General features: G+C 68.2%; 20 protein-coding genes and 2 tRNA genes. 11 read left to right on the top strand and 11 right to left on the bottom strand.

Annotation, left to right across the window (positions count from 1 at the left end):
- Window positions 1–651: 651 nt before the first annotated feature.
- From ettA to ACFU5M_RS25205, 4 genes are all read right to left on the bottom strand, one after another.
- Window positions 652–2,328: an energy-dependent translational throttle protein EttA gene (gene ettA, locus ACFU5M_RS25220; protein WP_379053132.1), complete on the bottom strand. Its 1,677-nt coding sequence runs from the start codon at window positions 2,326–2,328 to the stop codon at window positions 652–654.
- Between the two features lie 79 nt (window positions 2,329–2,407).
- A complete protein-coding gene (locus tag ACFU5M_RS25215) occupies window positions 2,408–2,905 on the bottom strand; it encodes a single-stranded DNA-binding protein (protein WP_379053131.1) in 498 nt (165 codons plus the stop codon).
- A 163-nt stretch (window positions 2,906–3,068) separates the two neighbouring features.
- Window positions 3,069–4,037, bottom strand: coding sequence for a serine/threonine dehydratase (locus ACFU5M_RS25210; protein ID WP_379053130.1), 969 nt, complete (start codon window positions 4,035–4,037; stop codon window positions 3,069–3,071).
- A complete protein-coding gene (locus ACFU5M_RS25205; RefSeq protein WP_379053128.1) occupies window positions 4,034–6,067 on the bottom strand; it encodes a cytochrome c oxidase assembly protein in 2,034 nt (677 codons plus the stop codon). The genes ACFU5M_RS25210 and ACFU5M_RS25205 overlap by 4 nt, the downstream gene beginning before the upstream one ends.
- Window positions 6,068–6,268: 201 nt before the next feature.
- Between ACFU5M_RS25205 and ACFU5M_RS25200 the strand changes: the two genes are divergently transcribed.
- Window positions 6,269–6,342: transfer RNA gene (locus tag ACFU5M_RS25200), tRNA-Arg, on the top strand.
- 351 nt (window positions 6,343–6,693) lie between these two features.
- Here ACFU5M_RS25200 and ACFU5M_RS25195 read toward each other — a convergent pair.
- On the bottom strand, window positions 6,694–7,365 hold the full coding sequence (locus ACFU5M_RS25195) for a DUF4389 domain-containing protein (protein WP_379053127.1): 672 nt from the start codon (window positions 7,363–7,365) through the stop codon (window positions 6,694–6,696).
- A 233-nt stretch (window positions 7,366–7,598) separates the two neighbouring features.
- On the opposite strand from ACFU5M_RS25195, the gene ACFU5M_RS25190 reads away from it, so the two are divergent.
- From ACFU5M_RS25190 to ACFU5M_RS25180, 3 genes are all read left to right on the top strand, one after another.
- Window positions 7,599–8,069, top strand: a complete 471-nt coding sequence (locus ACFU5M_RS25190) for a hypothetical protein (RefSeq protein WP_379053125.1) — start codon at window positions 7,599–7,601, stop codon at window positions 8,067–8,069.
- Window positions 8,070–8,176: 107 nt separating this feature from the next.
- The gene (locus ACFU5M_RS25185; protein ID WP_379053124.1) at window positions 8,177–9,349 is read left to right on the top strand and encodes a PLP-dependent cysteine synthase family protein; all 1,173 of its coding nucleotides are present in this window, start codon (window positions 8,177–8,179) and stop codon (window positions 9,347–9,349) included.
- On the top strand, window positions 9,346–10,584 hold the full coding sequence (locus tag ACFU5M_RS25180; RefSeq protein ID WP_379053123.1) for an MFS transporter: 1,239 nt from the start codon (window positions 9,346–9,348) through the stop codon (window positions 10,582–10,584). Before ACFU5M_RS25185 ends, ACFU5M_RS25180 begins: the two co-directional genes overlap by 4 nt.
- Window positions 10,585–10,627: 43 nt before the next feature.
- On the opposite strand, the gene ACFU5M_RS25175 is transcribed toward ACFU5M_RS25180, so the two are convergent.
- Complete coding sequence (locus tag ACFU5M_RS25175) at window positions 10,628–10,906, bottom strand: hypothetical protein (RefSeq protein ID WP_379053122.1); 279 nt, start codon at window positions 10,904–10,906, stop codon at window positions 10,628–10,630.
- Between the two features lie 431 nt (window positions 10,907–11,337).
- Between ACFU5M_RS25175 and ACFU5M_RS25170 the strand changes: the two genes are divergently transcribed.
- Entirely contained in the window at window positions 11,338–11,868 is a 531-nt protein-coding gene (locus tag ACFU5M_RS25170) for a DUF4254 domain-containing protein (protein WP_379053121.1), read from the top strand.
- Here ACFU5M_RS25170 and ACFU5M_RS25165 read toward each other — a convergent pair whose 3' ends face one another.
- From ACFU5M_RS25165 to ACFU5M_RS25155, 3 genes are read right to left on the bottom strand one after another with little or no spacing between them, the layout of a single operon-like run.
- A complete protein-coding gene (locus tag ACFU5M_RS25165; RefSeq protein WP_379053120.1) occupies window positions 11,869–12,144 on the bottom strand; it encodes a hypothetical protein in 276 nt (91 codons plus the stop codon).
- A gap of 42 nt (window positions 12,145–12,186) precedes the next feature.
- Complete coding sequence (locus ACFU5M_RS25160; protein WP_379053119.1) at window positions 12,187–13,335, bottom strand: fatty acid desaturase family protein; 1,149 nt, start codon at window positions 13,333–13,335, stop codon at window positions 12,187–12,189.
- Window positions 13,336–13,355: 20 nt separating this feature from the next.
- On the bottom strand, window positions 13,356–14,471 hold the full coding sequence (locus tag ACFU5M_RS25155; protein ID WP_379053118.1) for a ferredoxin reductase: 1,116 nt from the start codon (window positions 14,469–14,471) through the stop codon (window positions 13,356–13,358).
- A 168-nt stretch (window positions 14,472–14,639) separates the two neighbouring features.
- Here ACFU5M_RS25155 and ACFU5M_RS25150 point away from each other — a divergent pair, with 168 nt between their 5' ends.
- Window positions 14,640–15,260 (top strand): TetR family transcriptional regulator, encoded by a 621-nt coding sequence (locus ACFU5M_RS25150; protein ID WP_379053117.1) that lies wholly within the window; start codon window positions 14,640–14,642, stop codon window positions 15,258–15,260.
- A 27-nt stretch (window positions 15,261–15,287) separates the two neighbouring features.
- On the opposite strand, the gene ACFU5M_RS25145 is transcribed toward ACFU5M_RS25150, so the two are convergent.
- Window positions 15,288–16,652 (bottom strand): MFS transporter, encoded by a 1,365-nt coding sequence (locus ACFU5M_RS25145; protein WP_379053116.1) that lies wholly within the window; start codon window positions 16,650–16,652, stop codon window positions 15,288–15,290.
- Between the two features lie 122 nt (window positions 16,653–16,774).
- Here ACFU5M_RS25145 and ACFU5M_RS25140 point away from each other — a divergent pair, with 122 nt between their 5' ends.
- From ACFU5M_RS25140 to cmrA, 3 genes are all read left to right on the top strand, one after another.
- On the top strand, window positions 16,775–17,332 hold the full coding sequence (locus ACFU5M_RS25140) for a PadR family transcriptional regulator (RefSeq protein ID WP_379053115.1): 558 nt from the start codon (window positions 16,775–16,777) through the stop codon (window positions 17,330–17,332).
- Window positions 17,333–17,353: 21 nt separating this feature from the next.
- On the top strand, window positions 17,354–19,384 hold the full coding sequence (locus ACFU5M_RS25135) for an FAD-dependent oxidoreductase (RefSeq protein WP_379053114.1): 2,031 nt from the start codon (window positions 17,354–17,356) through the stop codon (window positions 19,382–19,384).
- 125 nt (window positions 19,385–19,509) lie between these two features.
- Window positions 19,510–20,313, top strand: a complete 804-nt coding sequence (cmrA, locus tag ACFU5M_RS25130) for a mycolate reductase (protein ID WP_379053112.1) — start codon at window positions 19,510–19,512, stop codon at window positions 20,311–20,313.
- A 457-nt stretch (window positions 20,314–20,770) separates the two neighbouring features.
- Here cmrA and ACFU5M_RS25125 read toward each other — a convergent pair whose 3' ends face one another.
- Complete coding sequence (locus ACFU5M_RS25125; protein ID WP_379053111.1) at window positions 20,771–22,465, bottom strand: helicase HerA-like domain-containing protein; 1,695 nt, start codon at window positions 22,463–22,465, stop codon at window positions 20,771–20,773.
- A gap of 188 nt (window positions 22,466–22,653) precedes the next feature.
- Between ACFU5M_RS25125 and orn the strand changes: the two genes are divergently transcribed.
- Together orn and ACFU5M_RS25115 are read left to right on the top strand one after the other, a co-directional pair.
- Window positions 22,654–23,298, top strand: a complete 645-nt coding sequence (gene orn, locus ACFU5M_RS25120; protein WP_379053109.1) for an oligoribonuclease — start codon at window positions 22,654–22,656, stop codon at window positions 23,296–23,298.
- A 55-nt stretch (window positions 23,299–23,353) separates the two neighbouring features.
- Window positions 23,354–23,426, top strand: a tRNA-His gene (locus ACFU5M_RS25115).
- The last annotated feature ends 33 nt before the right edge of the window (window positions 23,427–23,459 follow it).

The following is a 23,459-nucleotide window of genomic DNA, read 5'->3' as shown; positions in this document are numbered from 1 at the left end:
CGGGAGTTCACCACGACGGCGGAGTTCGCCGCTCGTGTGCCCGAGATCGCACGCGACGACCTCGGGCACAACACAGAATCGGACCCGCAAGCGTCAGGTGAGCACTACAGGTCGTATCCGCGGCGGCAGCGGCGCCGCACCGGTACCTCGGGTCAGCTCGGCCACCGCACCGGCGGTCTCAGCCACCGATTGCTCGAACTGCGCCTGCGCATTCACATCTCCACCCTAGCGAGCTACGCGCGGGTAGGTGTCACTCCTGTTTCCGCGTTCGGTGACAGAGACTCTTCACACCGTCCCACCGAGAGCGTTCGTTGCCCCGCTTCCCGGCCCTGCCGCTTCCCACGGCACACGAGCGAACGCCGAGCAGCGCCGAAAGACCATCGCCCGACGCCGCGCTACTGCGGCGCCGGCAGCGGATCACGCACGACGAAATCGACTCGCCGACATCCGGTCCGAGCGCAGCCTTCATCAAACTGTGACGGACCGCCGTGGTCCGTCCACCGGATCGGACCGACGATCAGTAAAAGCGATGCGACCGAGGCGACGGCCGCTCTGTCGAGCAGCCGAAGGGCGGTACTCGCACACGAATTCTTTCGCACGCTCCGGCAGGGTGGGTGCGGACTACGCCGTGCACCCACCCGCCGCGACGAATCAGCCGCGGGTCAGCTTGCGGTGCGTCACCCGATGCGGGCGGGCCGCATCCGGACCGAGCCGCTCGACCTTGTTGGCCTCGTAGGCTTCGAAGTTGCCCTCGAACCAGAACCACTTGGCCTCGTTGTCGGAGTCGCCCTCCCACGCGAGGATGTGGGTGCAGGTGCGGTCGAGGAACCAGCGGTCGTGCGAGATGACCACGGCGCAGCCGGGGAACATCTCGAGCGCGTGCTCCAGCGAACCCAGGGTCTCCACGTCGAGGTCGTTGGTCGGCTCGTCCAGCAGGATCAAGTTGCCGCCCTGCTTGAGGGTCATCGCGAGGTTCAGCCGGTTGCGCTCGCCACCGGACAGGACGCCCGCGGGCTTCTGCTGGTCGGGGCCCTTGAAACCGAACGCGCTCACATAGGCGCGCGACGGCATCTCCTGCTGGCCGACCTCGATGTAGTCCAGACCGTCGGAGACCACCTGCCACACCGTCTTCTTCGGGTCGATGCCCGCGCGGTTCTGGTCGACGTAGCTCAGCTTGACCGTATCGCCGACCTTCACCTCGCCGCTGTCCGGCTGCTCGAGCCCGACGATGGTCTTGAACAGCGTGGTCTTACCGACGCCGTTCGGCCCGATCACACCGACGATGCCGTTGCGCGGCAGGGTGAACGACAGGTCCTTGATCAGCTGGCGGTCGCCGAAGCCCTTGTCCAGGTGCTCGACCTCCACCACCACATTGCCCAGACGCGGGCCTGCGGGAATCTGGATCTCCTCGAAGTCCAGCTTCCGCATCTTCTCGGCCTCGGCAGCCATCTCCTCGTACCGGCCCAGACGGGCCTTGTTCTTGGCCTGCCTGGCCTTCGCGCCTGATCGCACCCAGGCGAGTTCTTCCTTGAGCCGCTTCTGCAGCTTCTGGTCCTTCTTGCCCTGCACCTCGAGCCGCTCGGCCTTCTTCTCCAGGTAGGTGGAGTAGTTGCCCTCGTACGGGTAGGCGCGGCCGCGGTCCAGCTCGAGAATCCACTGGGCGACGTTGTCCAAGAAGTACCGGTCGTGGGTGACCGCGAGAACGGCGCCCTGGTACTGCGCCAGGTGCTGCTCGAGCCAGTTCACACTCTCGGCGTCCAAGTGGTTGGTCGGCTCATCGAGCAGCAGCAGGTCGGGCTTGCTCAGCAGCAGCTTGCACAGCGCCACCCGGCGGCGCTCACCACCGGAGAGGGTGGTGACCGGCTCGTCCGGCGGCGGGCAGCGCAGCGCGTCCATCGCCTGCTCGAGCTGGGAGTCCAGGTCCCACGCGTCGGCGTGATCCAAATCCTCCTGGAGCTTGCCCATCTCCTCCATGAGCTCGTCGGAGTAGTCGGTGGCCATCAGCTCGGCGATCTCGTTGAAGCGATCGAGCTTCACCTTGATCTCGCCCATGCCCTCCTCGACGTTGCCGCGGACGGTCTTCTCCTCGTTCAGCGGAGGTTCCTGCTGCAGGATGCCGACGGTAGCGCCCCCGGCGAGGAACGCGTCACCGTTGTTCGGCTGGTCCAGTCCGGCCATGATCTTCAGCACGCTGGATTTACCTGCGCCGTTCGGGCCGACGACGCCGATCTTGGCGCCGGGAAGGAAGTTCAAGGTGACATCGTCGAGCACGACTTTGTCGCCGTGCGCCTTGCGAACCTTCTTCATCTGGTAAATGAACTCAGCCATAAGTGTGAAGCCTATCGGTGCGTGAAGTGAGGGGACGAAGCAGAGCTACCCTGCCGCCAGGACGAAACCGGTGGTGCGATCAAGCGTCCACAGGCTCGGGTGCGCTGCTGTGAGGCGGTGCCGAACCGGCGGCTGCGACATTCTCCCCCGGCGCATCGCCGACCGGTACCCGAGCTTCAGCGCTGGGCGCCTCGGAAGTATTCCGTGACGGCAGGTCGGACAACCGCGTCAGCCGTGCGACGCAGCGGGACAGATCCGGTCCGACCACGGTAGCGCGCATCTCCAGATCCCGTCGTTCCACACCATCCTTGCTGCGGTACTCGTGGGAGCGCAGGTGGCCGTAGGCGATGATCGGATCGCCGCGCCGCAGAGATGCCTCTACCCCCACCACCAGCCGGCGCCAGCAGCTGACCGTGAGATACAAGGTGCCGTTGTCCACCCACTGCCCCGACGCGTGATCCAACCGCCGCGAATTGCTCGCCAGCCGGAAGGTGACCACCTGCTCGCCGTTGGTCAGGTCGCGCTTGACCGGATGGGTCGCGACCGTACCGATCACAGTCGCATGGGCCTCGTACATGATTACGCCCCTTCACATTCGGATCCGGGCCTGCCCCGAATTTCCTCCCCCCTCCAGGAGGGCTCCTCCAGAGTGCGCCGATTCCGCGGGCGTCGAGCGAACAGATCTGGGAATGTGCACAACGTCCCCGACTGTGAAGAGCGGTCTTTTCAGGCCGGGGAGATCAGAACACCGCCACGTCGGTATTGGCGCCGCAGAGCACGACCACCGGGCGCTCGTCCGGCTCGGGAACGTAGGCGCCGCTGTGCACAGCGGCCAGCGCCGCGGCGCCGGCCAGTTCCACCAGGATGCGGAATTCGCGCCACAGATACTCCCGCGCCGCGCTGATCGCGTCGTCACTGACCAGCAGCGACCGCACGCCGTGCCGGCGGGCGACGTCGAGGGCGATGTCGCCGATCCGGGTGGGGCCGAGGGTGTCGACGGTGAGCCCGGACCCGACGATGTCCACGGGATGGTCCGCCGCCAGCGCCGCGCGCAGGACCGCGGCACCTTCGGGCTCCACTCCGATGACTTGCTGACGGCGCCCGACCGCCGCCGCGATCCCGGCGACGAGTCCGCCACCGCCCACCGCGGCCAGCACCGGCGGCCGGCCGCGCACCTGCTCTTCGAGTTCCAGCCCGACCACACCGATGCCCGCGACCACCGCGGGCAGGTCGTAGCCGTGCAGCAGCGACGCGCCGCGTTCGGCGGCCAGCGCGGTCGCGTGGTCCAACGCCTCGGCGTAGGTGGTGCCGTGCCAGAGCACGTCGGCGCCGTGCGACCACATCGCGGCGACCTTGGTGTGCGGCGCCGTCTCCGGAACGACGACAGTGCAGGACTTGCCCAGCCGCGCCGCGGCGAGCGCGGCCGCGATACCCGCGTTGCCACCGGAGGCGATCACGACCTGATCGGCTCCCTCGCCCGATTCCAGCAGCGCGTTGAGACTGCCGCGCACCTTGAACGTCCCCCCGTACTGGAGATGCTCGAGCTTCATCGTCACCGGCACCGGGCCGGACGGGCTCGCCACGGAGGTGTGGAACACCGGCGTCTTGCGGATCTGCCCCGCCAGCCGCTTGCGTGCGGACCGCACATGCGACCGTTCCACCCGCCCGATCGGTCTGTGTGGGGAGACCACGGTGGCGCGTTCACTCACTTACGCACTTCTCCATCTCGCTTGGCCAGTTCGGCGTACATCGCGTTGTATGCGGCGAGTGCGGCGTCGTTGTCGCGTTCGGCGGCTCGATCGGTGCGCTGCGCGAGCCGATGGTCGCTGCGTGACCATTGGATCAGCAAGGCCAGCATCACCACCACCAGAGGCACCTCACCGCTCGCCCAGGCGAGGCTGCCGCCGGTGCGCTGGTCACCGAGCAGATCGCCGTTCCAGCCGAGTCCCAGGCCGCGATAGAACCAGCCGCCGAGCACCGTGGTCGTGCTCATCAGCGCGACGCCGAAGAACGCGTGAAACGGCAGCGAGCCGAAGACCATGGCGAGCTTGGTCAACGGCTCCACCTGTCTCGGCTTGGGGTCGATGCCGATCACCACCCAGTAGAACAGGTAGCCGCTCAGCAGGAAGTGCGTGTTCATCAGCAGGTGGGCGGCGTGCGAGTCGGCATAAGCGTCGAAGATGCCGCCCAGATACAGCGCGTAGAACCCCGCGACGAAGATCGCCGAGGCCACGATCGGGTGGGTCAGGAAACGCGACACCGGGTTGTGCACGGCGGCGAGGAGCCATTCCCGTGGTCCGGGCACGCCGCCGCGGCCCGCCGGGGGCAGTGCGCGCAACGCCAGCGTCACCGCGCCCCCCAGCGCGAACAGGATCGGTGCGAGCATCGACAGCGCCATGTGCGCCCCCATGTGCACGCTGAACATCGCGGGTGAGTACCGGCCGACGCCGGAGGAGGTGGCGACCAGCAGCACCACGCACCCGGACAGCCAGGCGAGCGTCCGTCCGGCAGGCCACGCGTCACCCCGCGCCCGCAGCCGCCGCACGCCGAGCAGGTACAGCACCGCGAGCACGACGGACAGCGTGCCGAAGATCAGATCGAACCGCCAGTCGAGCACCATGCGGCCGAGCGTGGGCGGCCCGGCCAGGTCGTAACCCAGTTCCACTTCGACGGGAGACGGAACGGAATCCGGGGGTGGCGGCGGCGTGCGGCCGAGCCCGACCGCGAGGCCGATGGTCGCGGCGAAGATCAGCACCTCGACGCCCGCGTAGCGGACCAAGGCCGAGCGGTCGCCGTGATCGGCCGCGAGGGCGGGCAACGCGGCACGGCGCTGCAGATAGCCGAACACGCCGAGCACTGCCAGCGCGACGGCCTTGGCCAGCACCAGCCTGCCGTAGGTACTGGTGAACAGCTCGTCCAGCGGCACCCGGACCCAGGAGTTGATCACGCCGCTGACCGCGATGACGGCGAACGCCACCGTGGCGGTCAGCGAGAAGCGGCGCGCCGCCACGTCGGTGTACGCGCCGCTGCGCAAGGCGTGCGCCAATACCGCGAACAGGCCGCCGACCCAGACGGCGGACGCCACCAGGTGCAGGATCAGGCTGTTGGTCGCCACGTCGTGCGACCCGCCCGAGGACGAATGCCCGGTCAACGCCAGCGGCATCATGGTCACGATCGCGCCGCCGAGCAAGACCGGAGTCCAGCCCCAGCGCAGCGCGAGCCGGCAGCCGACCGCCACGATCAGGGCGAACACGAGGGTCGTTCGCCAGGCCCCGGCCAGCTCGATCTGACCGATCGCCCGCCACAGAGCGTCGGGCCGCAGCGCCTCCCCGACCGGCTGCCCCGTGGTGTCGGAAACCGTCAGCGGCACGAGGAGCGCCGCGCAGCATGCCCAGACCACCGCGAAGGTGGAGGCCCGGTGCACCGCGCGGTATCCGCCGACGTCCAGCAGTCCGTTGCGCTGCGGTGGCACCAGGAAGGCCGCGAAAAGCAGCGATCCGACCGTCAGCGCCGCCGACAGATCGGCGAGCGCCCGCACCGCGGGCAGGCCGTAGGTGGTCGCCACGCCCGGGTCGGGTATGCCGAGCAGACTCAGCGCCTGCGTCGCCGACAGCCCCACCACCAGCGCCGCGACCACCGCCGCGATGGCGCCGGCCAGCGCGGTGACCGTCGCGAACGTCGCCCCGGACCGGACAGCCCCGGCTTCGGCAGCGGCGGACGAGGTAGGGGCGGACGACATACGACTGAGCGTAGTTCGGCGAGTAATCCGTGGCCCGGTCGGGTTTGTACGGATATCCTGGCCCCGGATCACCACCGGTGCGTCACCTACTGTCTCGGGATGGCTGAAACATTGCTAACGCTAAGAATTCGACCACCTGGACGGTCGCTATAATCGACCCGCTGGACAGCACGGCCAATGTCGGCCATCGTGGAACCCGCTGCCTCCGTAGCTCAGTTGGATAGAGCAAGGGCCTTCTAATCCCTAGGTCGCAGGTTCGATTCCTGCCGGGGGCGCAACACACTGGAGACCCGCAGCTATGCGGGTCTCCAGTGCTATTACCCAGGGAGCGCGACACTCAAACACCCGAGGATTCTCCTCCCGCGCACCTCAACGGCGGGGCCGGGTCCGCGATCGAGCTGCCCTTCCCGAAAGACTTGCGAGCCGGTTGCAGGGCCCGAGGCCACCCCGCAGAACGGCCGCCGCCGGCGCAGGCGCCGCGAAACGCTCACCGCGGTCGACCGGATGACCGTCCGGATCGAACCGGGCGCCGCGGTCGGCTACATCGGCTTCGACGGTGCGGGCAAGTCCACACGATCTCGACGAATCCACCCGCTGACCGCGCGGGCGGATTCAGCCGGGCTGCGTCAGTCCGTCTCGCAGGCACCCTGGTCGAGCCGGAAGGGCGGGTACTCGTCCCGCATCAAACCGGCGTAGGCCTGCACGCGGATGATCCAGCGATTGAGGCCCATCACGAAGTCGTAGACGCCCTGCGGGTAGCGGGCCGTGAACAGCAACGCGATCAACGCGACGATCAGCAGGATGCTCAGCAACGAGATCGAGGCGCCGCCCCAGTCGTCGCCGCCCCCGGCCAGAACGCCGCCGCTCACCACCGCGCCGACGATCAGATAGTGCGGAATGGCCAGCAGCCACCACTTCACCAGCACCAAGCCCCGGTGCAGCGTGTCCGGGTAGTCGATCGACAGGTCGGCCGGATATTCCTCGTCCGGCTGGAGGCTGAACGGCGGGTACTTGTCCGTGCCGAGCACCGAGAGCGCGTAGAAGGTCACCCGCCATCCCCAGCGCATCACACCGACGTTGAAGTCGAACAACGCCCGCGGGTACTTGCCGGTGATCAGGATCGCGAAGAAGGCGACGACCGTGAGGACCGCGTACGCGATGTGCAGGAAGACCAACACGATGTAGTGCGGTATCGCCAACAGCCACTTGACCAGCCACAGCCACCGCGACAGCGCGGGGTCCAGATCGCCGCGCACACGAATCGGGCCGGTCGGTACGACGGGCTTCTCGAGGTCCATGATCGACACTCCTAATAATTGCTGTGATCCAAGTCACAACCAGTACAGATGTCTTGATTGTCGCGTATCCAGCTGTCCGAAGACGGCACCATCTGATACCGACATGCCAACGAATAGGGGTGCACGGCAGTCCTCAGCGAACGGTCGGGCTTGCGCCGCACTCGAATCCGCCGGCACCGCGCATTGATTCCCACCACTGATCGTGGCGGGCCGGACTTGTACCATCGGGAAACGTGACGTTCGGCGTGCTGCGGCTACCGGTGACCCGGATGATCGTGGCTCTCGCGTACACCGTCTGGGTGGTTGCCATGGCGGTGCCACAGTGCCACGTCTTCACCCACACGGTCGTGCCTCACGCCCACATCGAAGCCTCCGGCCCCCTCGTCGCCTCCCCCGCGACACTCGCCGCCTCCCCCGCGACACTCGCCGCCTCCCCCGCGACACTCGCCGCCTCCCCCGCGACACTCGCCGACCTGCATCAGCACGCCGCCGAGCCGGACCGGCACGTGCCCGCCGACGGAATGCTCGCCGCCCTGCCGCGCGCTGTCTCACTCCTGCTGTTGTTACTGGTCGCGTGCGTTTCGATGCTGCTCGCTGCGCCCGCGTCCGTGCTCGGCGGCGGCGTGCGCGCGCCCCCGGTCGCGGCCATCCCGGTGTGTCCGGGCAGAGACAAACTCACTCGATTCGGCATAGATCGAAACTGATCGGTCAGCGTCAGGCCGGAGCCTGCCGGGGCCCGGCCGGTGTTCGTGCGAAGTCCGCACTCACACCGTCGCTGCTAGTAGCGACCGCACAGAATCGACGATTTTCTATGACTTCCGCGCTGCAGAACCCGGCTGTGCCCGATCCCGCGCCGCACGAGCCGCAGCGGCCCCCGCTCGCGAGCCCGGCGAGCCTCCTGACAGCGGCCCAACGCTGTCCGCGTCCGGAGACCCTGGTGGGCAACACGCCGGTCCTCTGGATCACCGAACCGCTCGGCGGCACCACGCCACCGGACGGCCGCGGCTTCTGGGCCAAGCTCGAAGGCGCCAACCCCGGCGGGATGAAGGATCGGCCCGCGCTGCACATGGTCGAGCGGGCCATCGCGCGCGGCGACCTCGCTCCGGGCGCCCCGATCATCGAATCGACCAGTGGCACGCTCGGTTTGGGCCTGGCGCTGGCGGGCATGGTGTATCACCACCCGGTCACGCTGGTCACCGACCCCGGCCTGGAACCGCTCATGCACCGCATGCTCGCCGCCTACGGCGCGCGGGTGGAACCGGTCACCGAGCCGCATCCCACCGGCGGCTGGCAGCAGGCGCGCCGCGACCGCGTCGCCGAACTGCTGGCGCGCGACCCTCGGGCCTGGTGCCCCGACCAGTATCGCAACCCCGACAACCGCGACGCCTACGAGACCTTGGCGCTCGAGCTGGTCGCCCAGCTGGGCCGGATCGACGTCCTGGTCTGCTCGGTCGGCACGGGCGGCCACTCCGCCGGCATCACGCGCACGCTGCGCCGATACTTCCCGCACCTGCGCTTGGTCGGCGTCGACACCGTGGCGTCCACGATCTTCGGACAGCCCGCGGGCCCCCGGCTGATGCGCGGGCTCGGGTCGAGTATTCATCCCGGCAACGTCGACTATCCGGCGTTCGACGAGGTTCACTGGGTCGCGCCCGCCGAGGCGGTGTGGGCCTGCCGCAGGCTTGCCGCGACACATCACGCCGGCGGCGGCTGGAGCGTCGGCGCCGTCGCCCTGGTCGCGGGCTGGCTGGCCCGCACCGGCGACCCCGCCACCCGGATCGCCGCGATCTTCCCCGACGGCCCGCTGCGCTACTTCGACACCGTCTACAACGACGAGTACTGCCGTGAGCACGGCCTGCTCGGCATCGCTCCACCCACCGCACCACTGCGTATCGCGCATCCGGCCGACGCCGTCGTCGACTCGTGGACCCGCTGCACGACTGTCGTCGATCCCCGTGGCGGCGGCGAGGAGTGGACGCGATGACCGAGCTGATCACCGCCTTCCGCGGCTTCAACCGCGCCAGCCGCATGCTGATGGTCAATCAGTTCGCCATCAACACCGGGTTCTACATGCTGATGCCCTACCTGGCGGGCTATCTGGCCGGCCCGCTCGGGCTGGCCGCGTGGGCGGTCGGGCTGGTCCTCGGCATCCGGAACTTCGCCCAGCAGGGCATGTTCCTGCTCGGCGGCACGTTGGCCGATCGACTCGGCTACAAACCGCTCATCGTGACCGGATGCCTGCTGCGCACCGGCGGTTTCGCCGTGCTGGCGGTCGCGGATACGCTGCCCGCGCTGCTGGCCGCCTCGGCCGCGACCGGTTTCGCGGGCGCATTGTTCAACCCCGCGGTCCGCGCGTATCTGGCGGTGGACTCGGGGTCGCGCCGGGTGGAGGCGTTCGCCGTATTCAACGTCTTCTATCAGGCGGGAATGTTGCTCGGCCCGATCGTCGGGCTCGCGCTGATGGCCGTCGACTTCCGTGCCACCGCCACGGGCGCGGCCATGGTGTTCGGCGCGCTGACGCTGGCCCAGCTCCGCGCGCTTCCGCAGCACACGGCCGCGCCGAAAACCACCTCCGTGCTGGATGATTGGCGCGTCGTACTGGCCAACCGGCCGTTCCTGCTGTTCGCCGCGGCGATGATCAGCTCCTCGGTACTGGCCTTCCAGGTCTACCTGGCGTTGCCCGTGCACGCGGCACGGATCGCGGGCGACTCGGCGACCACGCTGACGACCGCGGTGTTCGTGTTGTCCGCGTTGATCGCGATCGCCGGGCAATTGCGCATCACCCGCTGGTTCGGACAGCGGTGGGGCCGCGCGCGCAGCCTGGCGCTCGGCATGGCGATCCTCGCGTCCGCGTTCCTGCCGCTGGTGATGATCCCGGGCACCGGCGTCGGCGCGTGGCCTGCGATCGGCGCACTGCTGCTGACCGCCGTCGTGCTGGGAATCGGTGCGGCAGCGGTCTTTCCGTTCGAGATGGACACCGTGGTCGCACTGTCGGGCAACCACCTGGTGGCGACGCACTACGGGCTGTACAACACGATCGTCGGCGTCGGCATCCTGCTCGGGAATCTGGGCATCGGAACGCTGCTGGATACCACCCGCGATGCCGGGCTGAGCGCACTGGCGTGGACGGCGCTCGTCGCCGTCGGCGCGGTCGCGGCGGCGGGATTGTTCGCGCTCGCACGTTCCGGCCGGCTCGACGCGCCGGTCCCGATCGGCTGATCGAGCGGGTGGTCCCGGATGCGCGCCACCCGGGACGGCCCGGTCAGGCTGGTCCGTTCGCCTGCGCCGAATACAGGCTGACCTCGCCGTCCTCACTGAGGAAGGCATTGACCAGCATGGTTCGGGTGGCGCGCAGATCCTCCTGCTCCGGCGCACTGGTGGTGATCGAGATCTGCGGGATGACCGCCCAGTTGACCACGTAGCGCTCCGGCGGGCCGTCGTCGTCGGACAGCCGGGCCAGACGGAAAACCGAGACGGTCTTGCGGACGATCAGATTGCGCACGACCTCCGCGATTCGCTCGGGGTCTTCCAGGGCGAACATGAAGCCGAATGTCAACTCGGGCGATGACACGTACGCGGGCACGAACACCGAGGCTAGCGGATCGGGCGATGACGCGCAGCGCTCGCGCGGAATCGGTTGCTGCTCATGCGCTCGAACAATTCGGGGGCACACCACCCCGCGCGCGACACCGGGTGACCGATCCGTAACGGAACATAACGATTTCCCGGCAGCTTTCGGATTCGTACACCAGAGTATTGCGTGGATTCGGCTACCGCGCTTTCCTGAAAGTGTCCCTATTTCTCGGACGTCTTCTCTCGCATCGTCGCGGAATTCCCGGTTTCTCTGCCGTGCTGGTGGACCGTGGGACGACATCCGGATGCGGGACTGCGCCGGAGCCGAGGGGCGCCCCTCCCCGAAATCCCCCTCGGCCCTGGCGTATCCATGATTCGCCGTATCGCCAGAGGGATGCCATGCCCACCGAATACGCTCAGCGCGGCCTCGGAGCCGAGGAACTGCCACCGCCCGCCGCACTGCTGCGCGCGATCCGCGAAACCGGCGAGAACCAGCACCGGCACAGCGTGCTGCACGCCGCGCGCAAACTCGTCGACTGCCACTCGGGGCGGCAGCGGGCGCTCGAGCGAGCACACGCGCCGGGAGCGTCCAGCGCGCACGTCGCGGCGTGCAGCCAGCAGCTGGAGGACATCGACGACTGCCGCGCCGTCTGGATCGGACGCATCGACGCCTGGGTCGCCGCCAACGTCCGGCACCGGGAGGGCGCCTCCCTGCATACCGAGACACTCGGCGCGGTGATCGATCGAATCGCGGCGAAATGGGTTGCGGCTCGTCACACCTTGGGCGAGGAGATCACGACTGGGCCGCATCCGGCGCAGGTGGGCGGGGAAGCCCACCTGCAGTGGACCAGGCTCGCCGAACTGATCGACGGCTACCAGGATCTGATCACCGACGTCACCGAGCACCGGCGACGGCTGCCGGTGTGGTGATCAGCGCGGCTCGTCGACTCCGGGTTCGACGACTTCGGCGTCGAGGAACTCCTCCGTCCGGCTGACCGGCGGCTTTTCCACCGGCACCTCGGCCTCGTCGCCGAGATCGGAATCGAGGTCGCCTTGCGCCGCCGCGTCCCGGCGCGCCGCGGCCGCCGCCTCCCGCATCTCGATCGCGTCGGTGATCCATTCACCGATCTCCCGGGTGACCTCGGCGACGGTGCCCGTGATGATGCCCGCGATATTGCCGACATGCTTGGCGCCGGAGGAGGTCATTTCTTGAATAAGATCTTTGTTGCTTTCGAATTTCCCGATCATTCACACGCCCGCTTCGCTCGCCTGCCGCTGTCGCATCACGATAACACCGGGAGACGGCTCGCTCTCGACCCAACTCGGCGGCAGTGCGAGCTTGAAAATCTTCTTCCACACCGAGCCGATCTGCTTACCGAGCGAGCCGGTGTTGTACGGCAAACCGTACTTCTCACACAATGCGCGCACAGTCGGCGCCATCTCCGGATAACGGCTGGCGGGCAGGTCCGGGAACAGGTGGTGTTCGATCTGGTGCGACAAATTGCCGGACATGATGTGGAACAGCTTGCTCCCGCTGATGTTGGCCGAGCCGAGCATCTGCCGGATGTACCACTCGCCGCGGGTCTCGTCCGCGGTCTCCTCCTCGGTGAACGTCTGTACGCCCGCCGGGAAGTGGCCGCAGAAGATGATGGCGAAGGCCCACACGTTGCGCACCAGGTTGGCGGTGACGTTGCCGGCCAGGGTGTGGAAGAACAGCGGTCCGGTCAAGGCGGGGAACACCAGGTAGTCCTTCAGCACCTGCTTGCCCGCCTTACGCCACTGGCCGAGCAGCAGCTTCTTGACCTCCGGCCACTTCTTCTTGCCCGCCAGGATGTTCTCGACCTCGAGGTCGTGGCCCATCACGCCCCACTCGAACAGCATCATGAGCGCGAAGGCGTACACCGGCTGCCCGAGCCGCAGCACGTTCCACTCCTGGGCCTCGTCCATGCGCAGGATGGAGTAGCCGATGTCGCGGTCCTTGTTGTGGATGTTGGTGTAGGTGTGGTGCAGGTAGTTGTGCGAGTGCTTCCACTGGTCGGCCGGGCAGACCGTGTCCCACTCGAACACACGGGAATTCAGGCCGGGCTCACGCATCCAGTCGTACTGGCCGTGCATCACGTTGTGGCCGATCTCCATGTTGTCCAGGATCTTCGACACACTCAGCGCGGCCACCGCGGCCAGCCAGACCGGCGGAAGGAAGCCGAGATACATCAGGCCGCGCCCGGCGATCTCGAAGCCGCGCTGCGCCTTGATGATCGAGTACAGGTACTCCCGGTCGCGCTCGCCGAGGTCGGCGACGATCGCGGCGCGCAACTCGTCGAGTTCGCGGCCGAGTTCCTCGATCTGGTCCGGGCTCAGGACCAGCGGTCCGTTGTCGGTTTCGGTCAGGATGGTCATAGTTCGCTCCCCTTCTTCAATCAGATGTCGACCGCGACGTCGCCGACCGGCGCGCTGATGCACAGCTGGATCGGCTGGTCGGGGTCACTGTCGGTCTCGCCGGTGCGCAGATTGCGCGTGCAGCCGGAGCGGCGCACCGCGGTGCAGGAGAAGCAGATCCCCATGCGGCAGCCGTACTCGGGGCTGAGCCCGGCGGATTCGGCCTGTTCGAGCAGCGAGGCGCCGTTGTTCTGCGCGCTCACGCCGCTGGCCGAGAAGTTCACGGTGCCTTGCGCGTCCGCGGCGTCGACCGGGGCGAGCGACAGGGTGAACTCTTCGGTGTGCAGCCGGTCTTCCAACTGCTCGGCCTGATAGATCGTGCGCACCGCATCCATCAGCGACTGCGGGCCGCAGACATAGGTCTGCGCGTCGGCGAACCAAGGCGCGACGCGCTCCAGTTCGTCGTAGTCGAAGTATCCGTTGCTCTTCGGCTGGTTCAGGTCCACCCACGGCGCATCGGGATCGACCCGCGCCGTATCCGGCGCGCGGTGCGGATACCGCAGCTCGATGCGGAAGTTCGGGTGCCGCTGCGCGATCGCGTCCAGTTCGGCTCGGTGCGGCAGCACGGCGGGCGACTTCGCGTAGTGCAGGAACACGACCTCGCCCGCATGGTCCTCCGCGGCGAGCGTGCGCAGCATGGACAGCACCGGTGTGATGCCGCTGCCGCCGCTGATCAGCAATACGCGCTCCGGTCGCGGTTCGGGCAGCCGGAACACGCCGTCGGCGGGGGTCAGGTCGACCACCATGCCGGGGGCGGCGTGGTGGTAGAGGTACTGCGATACCAAGCCGTCCGGATGTGCCTTGACGGTCAGCTGGATCCGCCGATCCCGGCCGCTCGGGTTCACCGGCGAATAGCACCGCGTGTGCCGCACACCATCGATCACCACGCCGATCTGGACGAACTGTCCGGCGACATGGCCCTTCCACTGCCGGGTCGGGCGCAGCGTGAGTGTGACCGAACCCGGCGTCGAGCGGTGCACGTTCGTGATTTCGGCCCGCATGTCCCGCACCGTGAGGGTGGGGCGGACCAGTTCCAGATACCGGTCCAGCGGGTGCGGCGAGGTCAGGGTCTGCACCAGGTCGATGAGATCCATCATTAATTCTCCGTGCCTTGTCGGGCTGACGACGTGCGACCGATTTCAGTGCACGTCTGTACACTAAACCAGTGTGCCGGATGACCGGGGCTAGGTGTCAACCGGTGAAACATGTGACTCGAACTACATCTATGGATAGGTCGAATGGTGAACGGATGTATGCTCACCGGGATGAATGAGCAGGCAGCTACCCGGGGCGAACGCAAGGAGCGGACCAGGCAGGCGCTGCTGGACGGCACCCTCGCGCTGGCTGCCGAGCGCGGATTCGCCGCGCTCAGCCTGCGGGAGATCGCCCGCTCGGCGGGCATCGTGCCCACGGCGTTCTACCGGCACTTCGCGTCGCTGGAGGACCTCGGCGCCACCCTTGTCGACGACGGTGTCACCGCGCTGCGACTGGCGCTGCGCGAAGTCCGCCGCAACGCGGACGCGAGCCTGTCGGACACGGTGCGTTTCGTGTTCGCTCAGGTGGGCCCCAAGCGTGAGCTGTTCGGCTTCCTCACCAGGGAGCGCCACGGCGGGTCCGCGGCGCTGCGCACGGCCATCGCCAGGGAGATCCAGTTGATCGTGCGCGAACTGGTCGCCGATCTCTCCCGGATCCGCGCCCTCGACTCCTGGACGCCGCGTGATCTGGAAATCGCCGCCGACCTCATGGTCACCACGGTGACCGACGGCATCGCCGCCTACGTGTCGGCCACACCGCGCGACGAGCAGACCATCATCGACCGCACCGTCCAGCAGATGCGGTTGATCGCGCTCGGCATGGGCGGCTGGCGTCCTCCGAAGCGGCGCTGATCCGGCGATCGGGCGCCCGCCGCGCGCTCATTCGGCGAGCCGGGACTCCTCGGCGTCGCCGCGCTCCGCTCCGACCGGATCCGGCGACCGTACCGGTAGCAGTACCGCGAGCCCCGCCGCGAGCACGATCAGCAAGCCGGCGATGCCCGCCCGGTCGGCGTCGAACAGCCAGACGAACAAGCCGAACAGGCTCGGCGCGAGGAAGGACACCGCTCGCCCGGTGGTCGTATACAAGCCGAAGAGCTGGCCTTCACGCCCAGGCGGCGCCAGGCGAGTCAGGAACGAGCGCGCCGCCGCCTGCGCGGGACCGACGAAGACGGTGAGCAGCAGGCCGAAAATCCAGAACATCAGCGGCCCGGACACCACGACCAGCGCCAGTCCGCACACCAGCATGGCGGCCAGGGACACCACGATGACGATCTTCGGTCCGACCCGGTCGTCGAAACGCCCCGCCACGATCGCGCCCAGCGCCGCAACGACATTGGCGGCTATCCCGAACAGCAGCACATCCGAGTCGGCGATGCCGTAGACCCGCACGGCGAGCACCGCCCCGAAGGTGAACACCCCGGCGAGACCGTCCCGGAACACGGCGCTGGCCACCAGGAAGCCGACCGTGCGCCGGTCGGTGCGCCACAGCTCGCGCAGGTCGCGCCACAGCACCCGGTACGAACCGAGGAATCCGGCGCGCGCCGCGCCGGGATCGGCGTCGGTGCGCGGCAGTTCGGGGACCGCGAACAGCACCGGCAGCGCGAAGGCGGCGAACCAGACGGCGGCCAGCACGGCGACCAAGCGGATGTTGAGTCCGTCGTCGGTGGGCATGCCGAGCAGCCCACGGTTGTCGCCCTCGCCGGAAATGAAGCCGAAGTAGCAGATGAGCAGCAGGAAGATGCCACCGAAATAGCCCATCGCCCAGCCGAATCCGGAGACCCGGCCGACCGTCGCGGGAGTGGACACCTGCCGCAACATCGCGTTGTACGGCACGTTCGCCAACTCGAAACAGGCCGACGCGAACGCCAGCAGCACCAGACCGAGCCACAGGTCGCGATAGTCGTCGTGCACGAAGAACATCAGCGTCATCGCCGCGATGGTCAGCGCGGTCAGCGCACCGAGGGAGCGTTTGCGTTTCGCGGACGCGTCGAAGCGCTGCCCGCTGACCGGCGCGGTCAATGCCACGATCAGGCCCGCGCTGCCCAGCGCCCACCCCAGCCACGCGCTGGCGGAGACATCGCCGGGCAGGTCGTCACCGACCTTGTCGGTGAGGTACACCGAGAACACGAAGGTGAGGATCACGGCGTTGAATGCCGAAGACCCCCAGTCCCACAGCCCCCACGCCACCACCTGCCCGCGCCCGGCGGCCTGCCCTACTGTCGCCCGGGCGTTCACCTCGGTCATGCCGCGCAGCTTAATGCGCGCGGCCATTGCAGTCCGGCCGAAGCGAGTTCCGGCCCGGCGAAGTCGACGGTTCGCTATGCACCTAGTTGCATAGTACCGAATGTCACGGCTATTCTCACCGCATGGCACTCGAGCATGCGCTGCTGGTATCGCTGACCGAGCGCGCGGGCTCGGGATATGAACTGGCGCGCCGCTTCGACAAATCCATCGGCTATTTCTGGAGCGCGACCCACCAGCAGATCTATCGCGTCCTCAAACGCATGGAGGAGTCCGGCTGGGTCGACGGCGAGTCGGTGATCCAGGAGGGCAGGCCGGACAAGAAGGTGTACTCGGTGAGCGAGGCCGGTCGGGCCGAACTCGCGCGCTGGATCGCCGAACCGAGCGACTCCGGTACTCCACGCAACGAACTCGCGGTGAAGATCCGCGCCGCCGCCTATGGCGACATCACCGCATTGCGAGCCGAAGTGGCCCGCCATCGCGACCAGCACGCCCAGCGGCTCGAGCTGTACCGGCAGATCGAGAAACACGACTTCCCCGCCCCCGACCGGCTCGGCGGGACGACCCTGCACCAGTACCTCGTCCTGCGCGCGGGCATCCGCGTGGAGTCGGGGTTCATCGAATGGTGCGACGAAGTTCTGCACGCATTGCACCCGCGCGCGACAGCCCCGCACGCGGATTGACGGAGAAAGGCGACCACACCGATGAGCCCCTTCCCCCATTTGTTCGAGCCGCTCGATCTCGGCTTCACCACCTTGCGCAACCGAGTGGTGATGGGGTCGATGCACACCGGGCTGGAGGATCGCGCCTGGGACACCAACAAGCTGGCCGCCTACTTCGCCGAACGCGCGCGCGGCGGCGCGGGCCTGATCATCACCGGCGGCTACGCGCCCAACCGTGCGGGCTGGCTGCTGCCCTTCGGCGCCAAGCTGACCAACAAGACCGAGGCATACCGGCATCGGGTGATCACCAAGGCGGTGCACGCCGAAGGCGGCAAGATCGCCATCCAGATCCTGCACGCGGGTCGCTACTCCTACATGCCGGGCAGCGTGTCGGCTTCGTCGATCAAGGCGCCGATCAACCCGTTCCGGCCGCGCGCGCTCTCGGCCGCAGGCATCGAGCGGACCATCGACGACTACGCCCGCTGCGCGAAGCTCGCCCAGTTCGCCGGATACGACGGCTGCGAGATCATGGGCGGTGAAGGATATTTCATCAACCAGTTCCTCGCACCGCGCACCAACAAGCGCACCGACGCCTGGGGCGGCTCACCGGAGAACCGGCGCCGGATCGCGGTGGAGATCGTGCGCCGTACCCGCGCCGCGGCCGGCCCGGACTTCATCATCGTGTTCCGGCTGTCCATGGCCGAGCTGGTGGAGAAGGGACAGACCTTCGACGAGATCGTCGCGCTGGCACAGGAACTCGAAGCCGCCGGGGTGAATATCCTGAATACCGACATCGGCTGGCACGAGGCGCGGGTGCCCACCATCGTGACCTCGGTACCCCGTGCCGCCTTCGTCGAATTCACCGCGAAGATCACCGCGCGGGTCGGCATCCCGGTGTGCGCGTCCAATCGGATCAACATGCCCGAAGTGGCCGAGGAGATCCTGACCCGGGGTGACGCGCAGCTCGTTTCGCTGGCCCGCCCCTTCCTCACCGACCCGGAGTGGGCGAACAAGGCCGCGCAGGATCGCGTCGACGAGATCAACACCTGCATCGCGTGCAACCAGGCCTGCCTGGACCACGCTTTCCAGCACAAGACCGTCTCCTGTCTGCTCAACCCGCGCGCCGGTCACGAGACCGAACTGAAGCTGCTGCCGACCCGCCGCAGCAAGCGCGTCGCCGTGGTCGGCGCGGGCCCGGCCGGGCTTTCGGCGGCGGTGAACCTCGCCGAACGCGGCCATCACGTCGAACTGTTCGAGGCCGACGACAAGATCGGCGGCCAGTTCGACATCGCCCGCCGCATCCCCGGCAAGGAGGAGTTCAGCGAGTCGATTCGCTACTACCACCGGATGCTCGAGCTCACCGGCGTCACCGTGCACCTGAACAAGCGGGTGGGCGCCGACGAACTCATCGCGGGAGGCTACGACGAGGTCGTGCTCGCCACCGGTGTGCGGCCCCGGATCCCCGACATTCCCGGTATCGACCACCCCATGGTGCTGTCCTACGCCGAATTGGTCCGCGAGGAGAAGCCGGTCGGCGCGCGCGTCGCCGTGATCGGCGCGGGCGGCATCGGCTACGACGTCAGCGAATTCCTCACCGTGGAAGGCCATCCCACACTCAAGCTGGACGAGTGGAAGGAAGAGTGGGGCGTCACCTCCGACGACGAGCAGGTCCGCGGGCAGCTCGCCACGCCGAGGCCCGCTCCCGCGGCACGCGAAGTCGTCCTGCTGCAACGGAAGACATCCACGTTCGGCAAAGATCTGGGCAAGACCACCGGATGGGTGCACCGCGCCGCGCTGAAGGCCAAGGGTGTCGAGCAGATCGGTGGCGTCAACTACGAGCGCATCGACGACAACGGGCTGCACATCAGTTTCGGCGAGAAACGGCAACGGCCGCAGCTGATCCCGGTCGACAACGTCGTCGTCTGCGCGGGCCAGGAATCGGTGCGTGAACTGGAAGGCCCGCTGCGTGCCGCCGGCGTCAGCCTGCATCTCATCGGCGGCGCCGAACTGGCCGCCGAATTGGACGCCAAACGAGCCATCGACCAGGGCACCAGGCTGGCCGCACGGCTCTGACCGGGTGCGGCGGCCGGGCTCGATGCCCGGTCGCCGTTGCCGCGGCATGGCATACCGCCTCGCCGGGGATCACGCGGCAGCATCCGTCGGCGTCCTTTCGTCCGGCATCGCCTAGGCTGCACCGAGTGAGCCTGCCCTCCCCCACCTCCGAGAACCGCGCGGTCGTCACCGGCGCCTCCTCCGGCATCGGCACCGCGCTCGCCGCCGACCTCGCCGCCCGCGGCTACTCGCTGATCCTGGTCGCCCGCCGCGAGGAGCTGCTCACCGAGCTCGCGCAGCGGCTGACCCTGGCCCATGGCATCACCGCCGAGGTGCGCGCCGTCGACCTGGCCGACCGCGACCAGCGCGGCGTGCTGGTGGAGGAACTGGCCGCGCGCGACATCGCCATCCTGTGCAACAACGCGGGCATCGCGACCTTCGGCGCGGTCGCCGAACTCGACCCGGCCTACGAGCGCGCGCAGATGGAACTCAACGCCGTCGCCGTGCACGATCTGACGCTGGCGGTGCTACCCGGCATGCTCGCCCGCGGTGGCGGCGGCGTCCTGATCAGCGGCTCGGCCGCGGGCAACATGCCGATCCCGAACAACGCCACCTACGCGGCGAGCAAGGCGTTCGCCAACACCTTCTCCGAATCACTGCGCGGTGAGCTGAAGGGCTCCGGCGTGCACGTCACGCTGCTGGCGCCCGGACCGGTACGCACCGACATACCGGACCCCGCCGACGCCTCCATCGTCGACCGGATGGTGCCCGACTTCATGTGGGTCTCCTCGGAGTACACCGCCAAGGTGTCCATCGACGCGCTCGCCCGCAACAAGATGCGCGTGGTCCCCGGTCTGATCAGCAAGGGAATGAGCGTTGCGGGCCAGTACGGCCCGCGTGCGGTCACCGCTCCGATCGCGGGCGCGTTCTACAAGAAGCTCGGCAACTGAGCGTCAGCGATCTGTCGAGAAGGAACGCCGGGTGGTCGAGGATCCGCATATGACCAGCCCACCTGCTCCGCGCCCGGCGTAGTCCTGGCATCGGCCCGGCAGATCGTGACGTTGCTCGACATCCTCCCGTCCTCGGGAACACCTTCGCGCCTGAATCCCGCGATCTGACCCGGACACGTACTACGACGGCGAGGGCGAGATCACCCTCGGCGGCGTCACACTCGCCGATCAGTACGAACGCCCACCCATGCCATGGACGGCCCCGTCGAGGTGCTCGCGGTGCCCTGCACCGGCGCCTAGCATCACAGCCCGGCCTCGTCCTACAGCTGCGTCGCCGGCCGCCGATCGTCCCCGTCCGCCACGGACGCTCCGACGAACCGGCACGGAGGGAGACGACCGCGGACCTGCCGGCCCGTGACGTGGGATGCTGAGCGTCGCGCGTCGCGCGTCGCCGCGCTCAGCGACGCCTGGTGCCGAACAGGCTGCGCGTGATCTGGCGGCCTGCCGCGCTCGCGGCCGAACGCAGGAAGCTGCGCACCGCGGGGTTCTTCATGATCCGCTCGGCGGCGGACTCCTCTTCCGCGCGGGTCGCGGCACGTCCGGGCACGGGAGCGGGCTCCGCATCCGGCGCCGCCGCGGCCACCTTCGCGGCGAGCAGTTCGTAAGCCGACTCCCGATCGATGTTCTGGGCGTACTTCGAGGCCAGCGGACTGGACAGGGCCCGCGATTTGATCGCGTCCGCACCGATGGTGTCCATCAGCGACCGGGGCGGCCGCAGCCTGGTCCAGGCCACCGGTGTCGGCGCGCCCTGCTCGGAGAGCACGGTCACGATCGCCTCGCCGGTGCCGAGGGAGGTCAGCGCCTGCTCCAAGTCGTAGACGCCGGTCCTGGGGTAGGTGCGGACGGTCTTGGACAACGCCTTCTGGTCGTCGGGGGTGAACGCGCGCAGCGCATGCTGGATGCGCGCGCCGAGCTGCGAGAGCACCTGATTCGGAATGTCGGTGGGCAGCTGAGTGCAGAAGAACACGCCGACCCCCTTGGACCTGATCAGTTTGACGGTCTGCTCCACCTGCTCCAGGAACGCCTTCGAGGCGTCGGCGAACAAGAGGTGGGCCTCGTCGAAGAGAAAGACCAGCGCGGGCTCGTCCTGGTCGCCCACCTCGGGCAGCGTCTGGAACAGGTCGGCGAGCACCCACATCAAAAAGGTGGAGAACATCACCGGCCGCGCCGCCTGGCTGCCCAGCTCGAAGAGCGTGATCACCCCTTTTCCGTCCACGACCCGCACCAAATCGGCCGGGTCGAGTTCGGGCTCGCCGAAGAACGTGTCGCCGCCGTCGGCCTCCAGATTCACCAGGGCGCGCAGGATCACCCCCGCGGTGGCCGCGGAGACACCGCCGATGCCTTTCAGGTCTTCCTTGCCCTCGGGGCTGGTCAAGTGCGTGATCACGGCCCGCAGGTCCTTCAGATCCAGCAGCGCGAGACCGTTGCGGTCCGCCCAATGGAAGATCAAGCCGAGGGTCGATTCCTGCGTCTCGTTCAGCTCCAGCACCTTGCTCAGCAGCACCGGGCCGAAGGAGCTGATCGTCGCGCGGATCGGAAGCCCCGCCCCCGTGGAACCCAGCGAGACGAACTCGGCCGGGAAGCCGGTCGGCGCCCAGTCCGCGCCGGTCTCCGCGACGCGCGTGGCGAGACTTTCGCTCGATCGTCCCGGCTCGGCCAGACCCGACAAGTCGCCTTTGATGTCGGCCAGCACTACCGGAACCCCGGCGCTCGACAACTGCTCCGCGATGCCCTGCAGGGTCTTCGTCTTCCCGGTACCGGTGGCCCCGGCAACCAATCCGTGCCGGTTCATCATGCGCAGCGGGATACGGACGCGGGCGGCGGGATCCACCGTCGCGTCGACCACGACGGTGCCCAATTCGAGCGCGGCGCCTTCGAAGGCGTAACCCGCGGCGATCTCTTGCGCGGCGGACGCACCCTCCCGCTCGACGGATGATTCCGCTCGCGCGGCCGAGCCGGCCCCGGCGTCGGCCGTCCGACCGGCCAGCTCCCGTTCGGCGGCCTCCGCGACAGCGGCCGCCTCCGCCGCGATCCGCGCCGCCTCGTCGGCCGCCTTGCGCGCCGCGGCCGCCTTCTCCTGAGGGGTGGTCATCGCACGTCCTCCGTCCTGGCTCGACTCGAACTGCTTTACGCAGTGTTTGCTGTCGCACCGAAAACGCCAGGTGCCGCTCCGGAAGAAACTGTATCCCCGCCGGTCAGATTCATGGACTAGATCGAATGCTTCACAGTTGCCGCGCCGCACCGCGGGCTCGGGACCGCCGCCCGGCTAATGTTGCACGGGTGTCCGACAAATACATGGTGTGGATGGATTGCGAGATGACCGGCCTGCGCTTGGACAGCGACAAGCTGATCGAGGTGGCCGCACTCGTGACCGACAGCGATCTCAACATCCTCGGCGAGGGCGTGGACATCGTCATCCACGCCGACGACGACGCGCTGGCCGCGATGCCCGCGGTGGTCGCCGACATGCACGCGCGCTCCGGCCTGACCGAGGAGGTCCGCCGCTCCACCGTCACCCTCGAAGAGGCCGAGCAGCGCGTGCTCGACTACATCCGCCAGTACATTCCCACCCCGCGCACCGTGCCGCTGGCCGGTAACTCGATCGCCACCGACCGCGGTTTCATCGCCAGGGACATGCCCCGGCTGGACGCCCACCTGCACTACCGGATGGTCGACGTGAGTTCGATCAAGGAGCTGTGCCGCCGCTGGTATCCGCGCATCTACTTCGGCCAGCCGGAGAAGGGTTTGAGCCATCGCGCACTGGCCGACATCCAGGAGTCCATCCGGGAGCTGGAGTACTACCGGCGGACCGCGTTCGTCGCGCCGCCCGGCCCCTCCACCACCGAAATCGCCGCCATCGCCGCCGAGGTCGCGCCGGACCGGACGGAATCGGCCCAGGTCAACGGCTCGCCTGAGGCCGATTAGGGAGTGGACGGGTTGACACGCTAATATCTAGCCCGCCGGTTCTTCATCGGCGATGGTGAGCGTAGTTCAGTTGGTAGAGCACCAGGTTGTGATCCTGGCTGTCGCGGGTTCGAGTCCCGTCGCTCACCCCGAGAGCCCGGGTGGTTCCGAGATATCGGAAC

Origin of the sequence: Nocardia sp. NPDC057455, from assembly GCF_042802775.1 — a bacterium.
Taxonomy (GTDB): Bacteria; Actinomycetota; Actinomycetes; order Mycobacteriales; family Mycobacteriaceae; genus Nocardia.
Note: the sequence above shows the minus strand (reverse complement) of the source record. Positions and strands in the feature narration are given on the sequence as shown.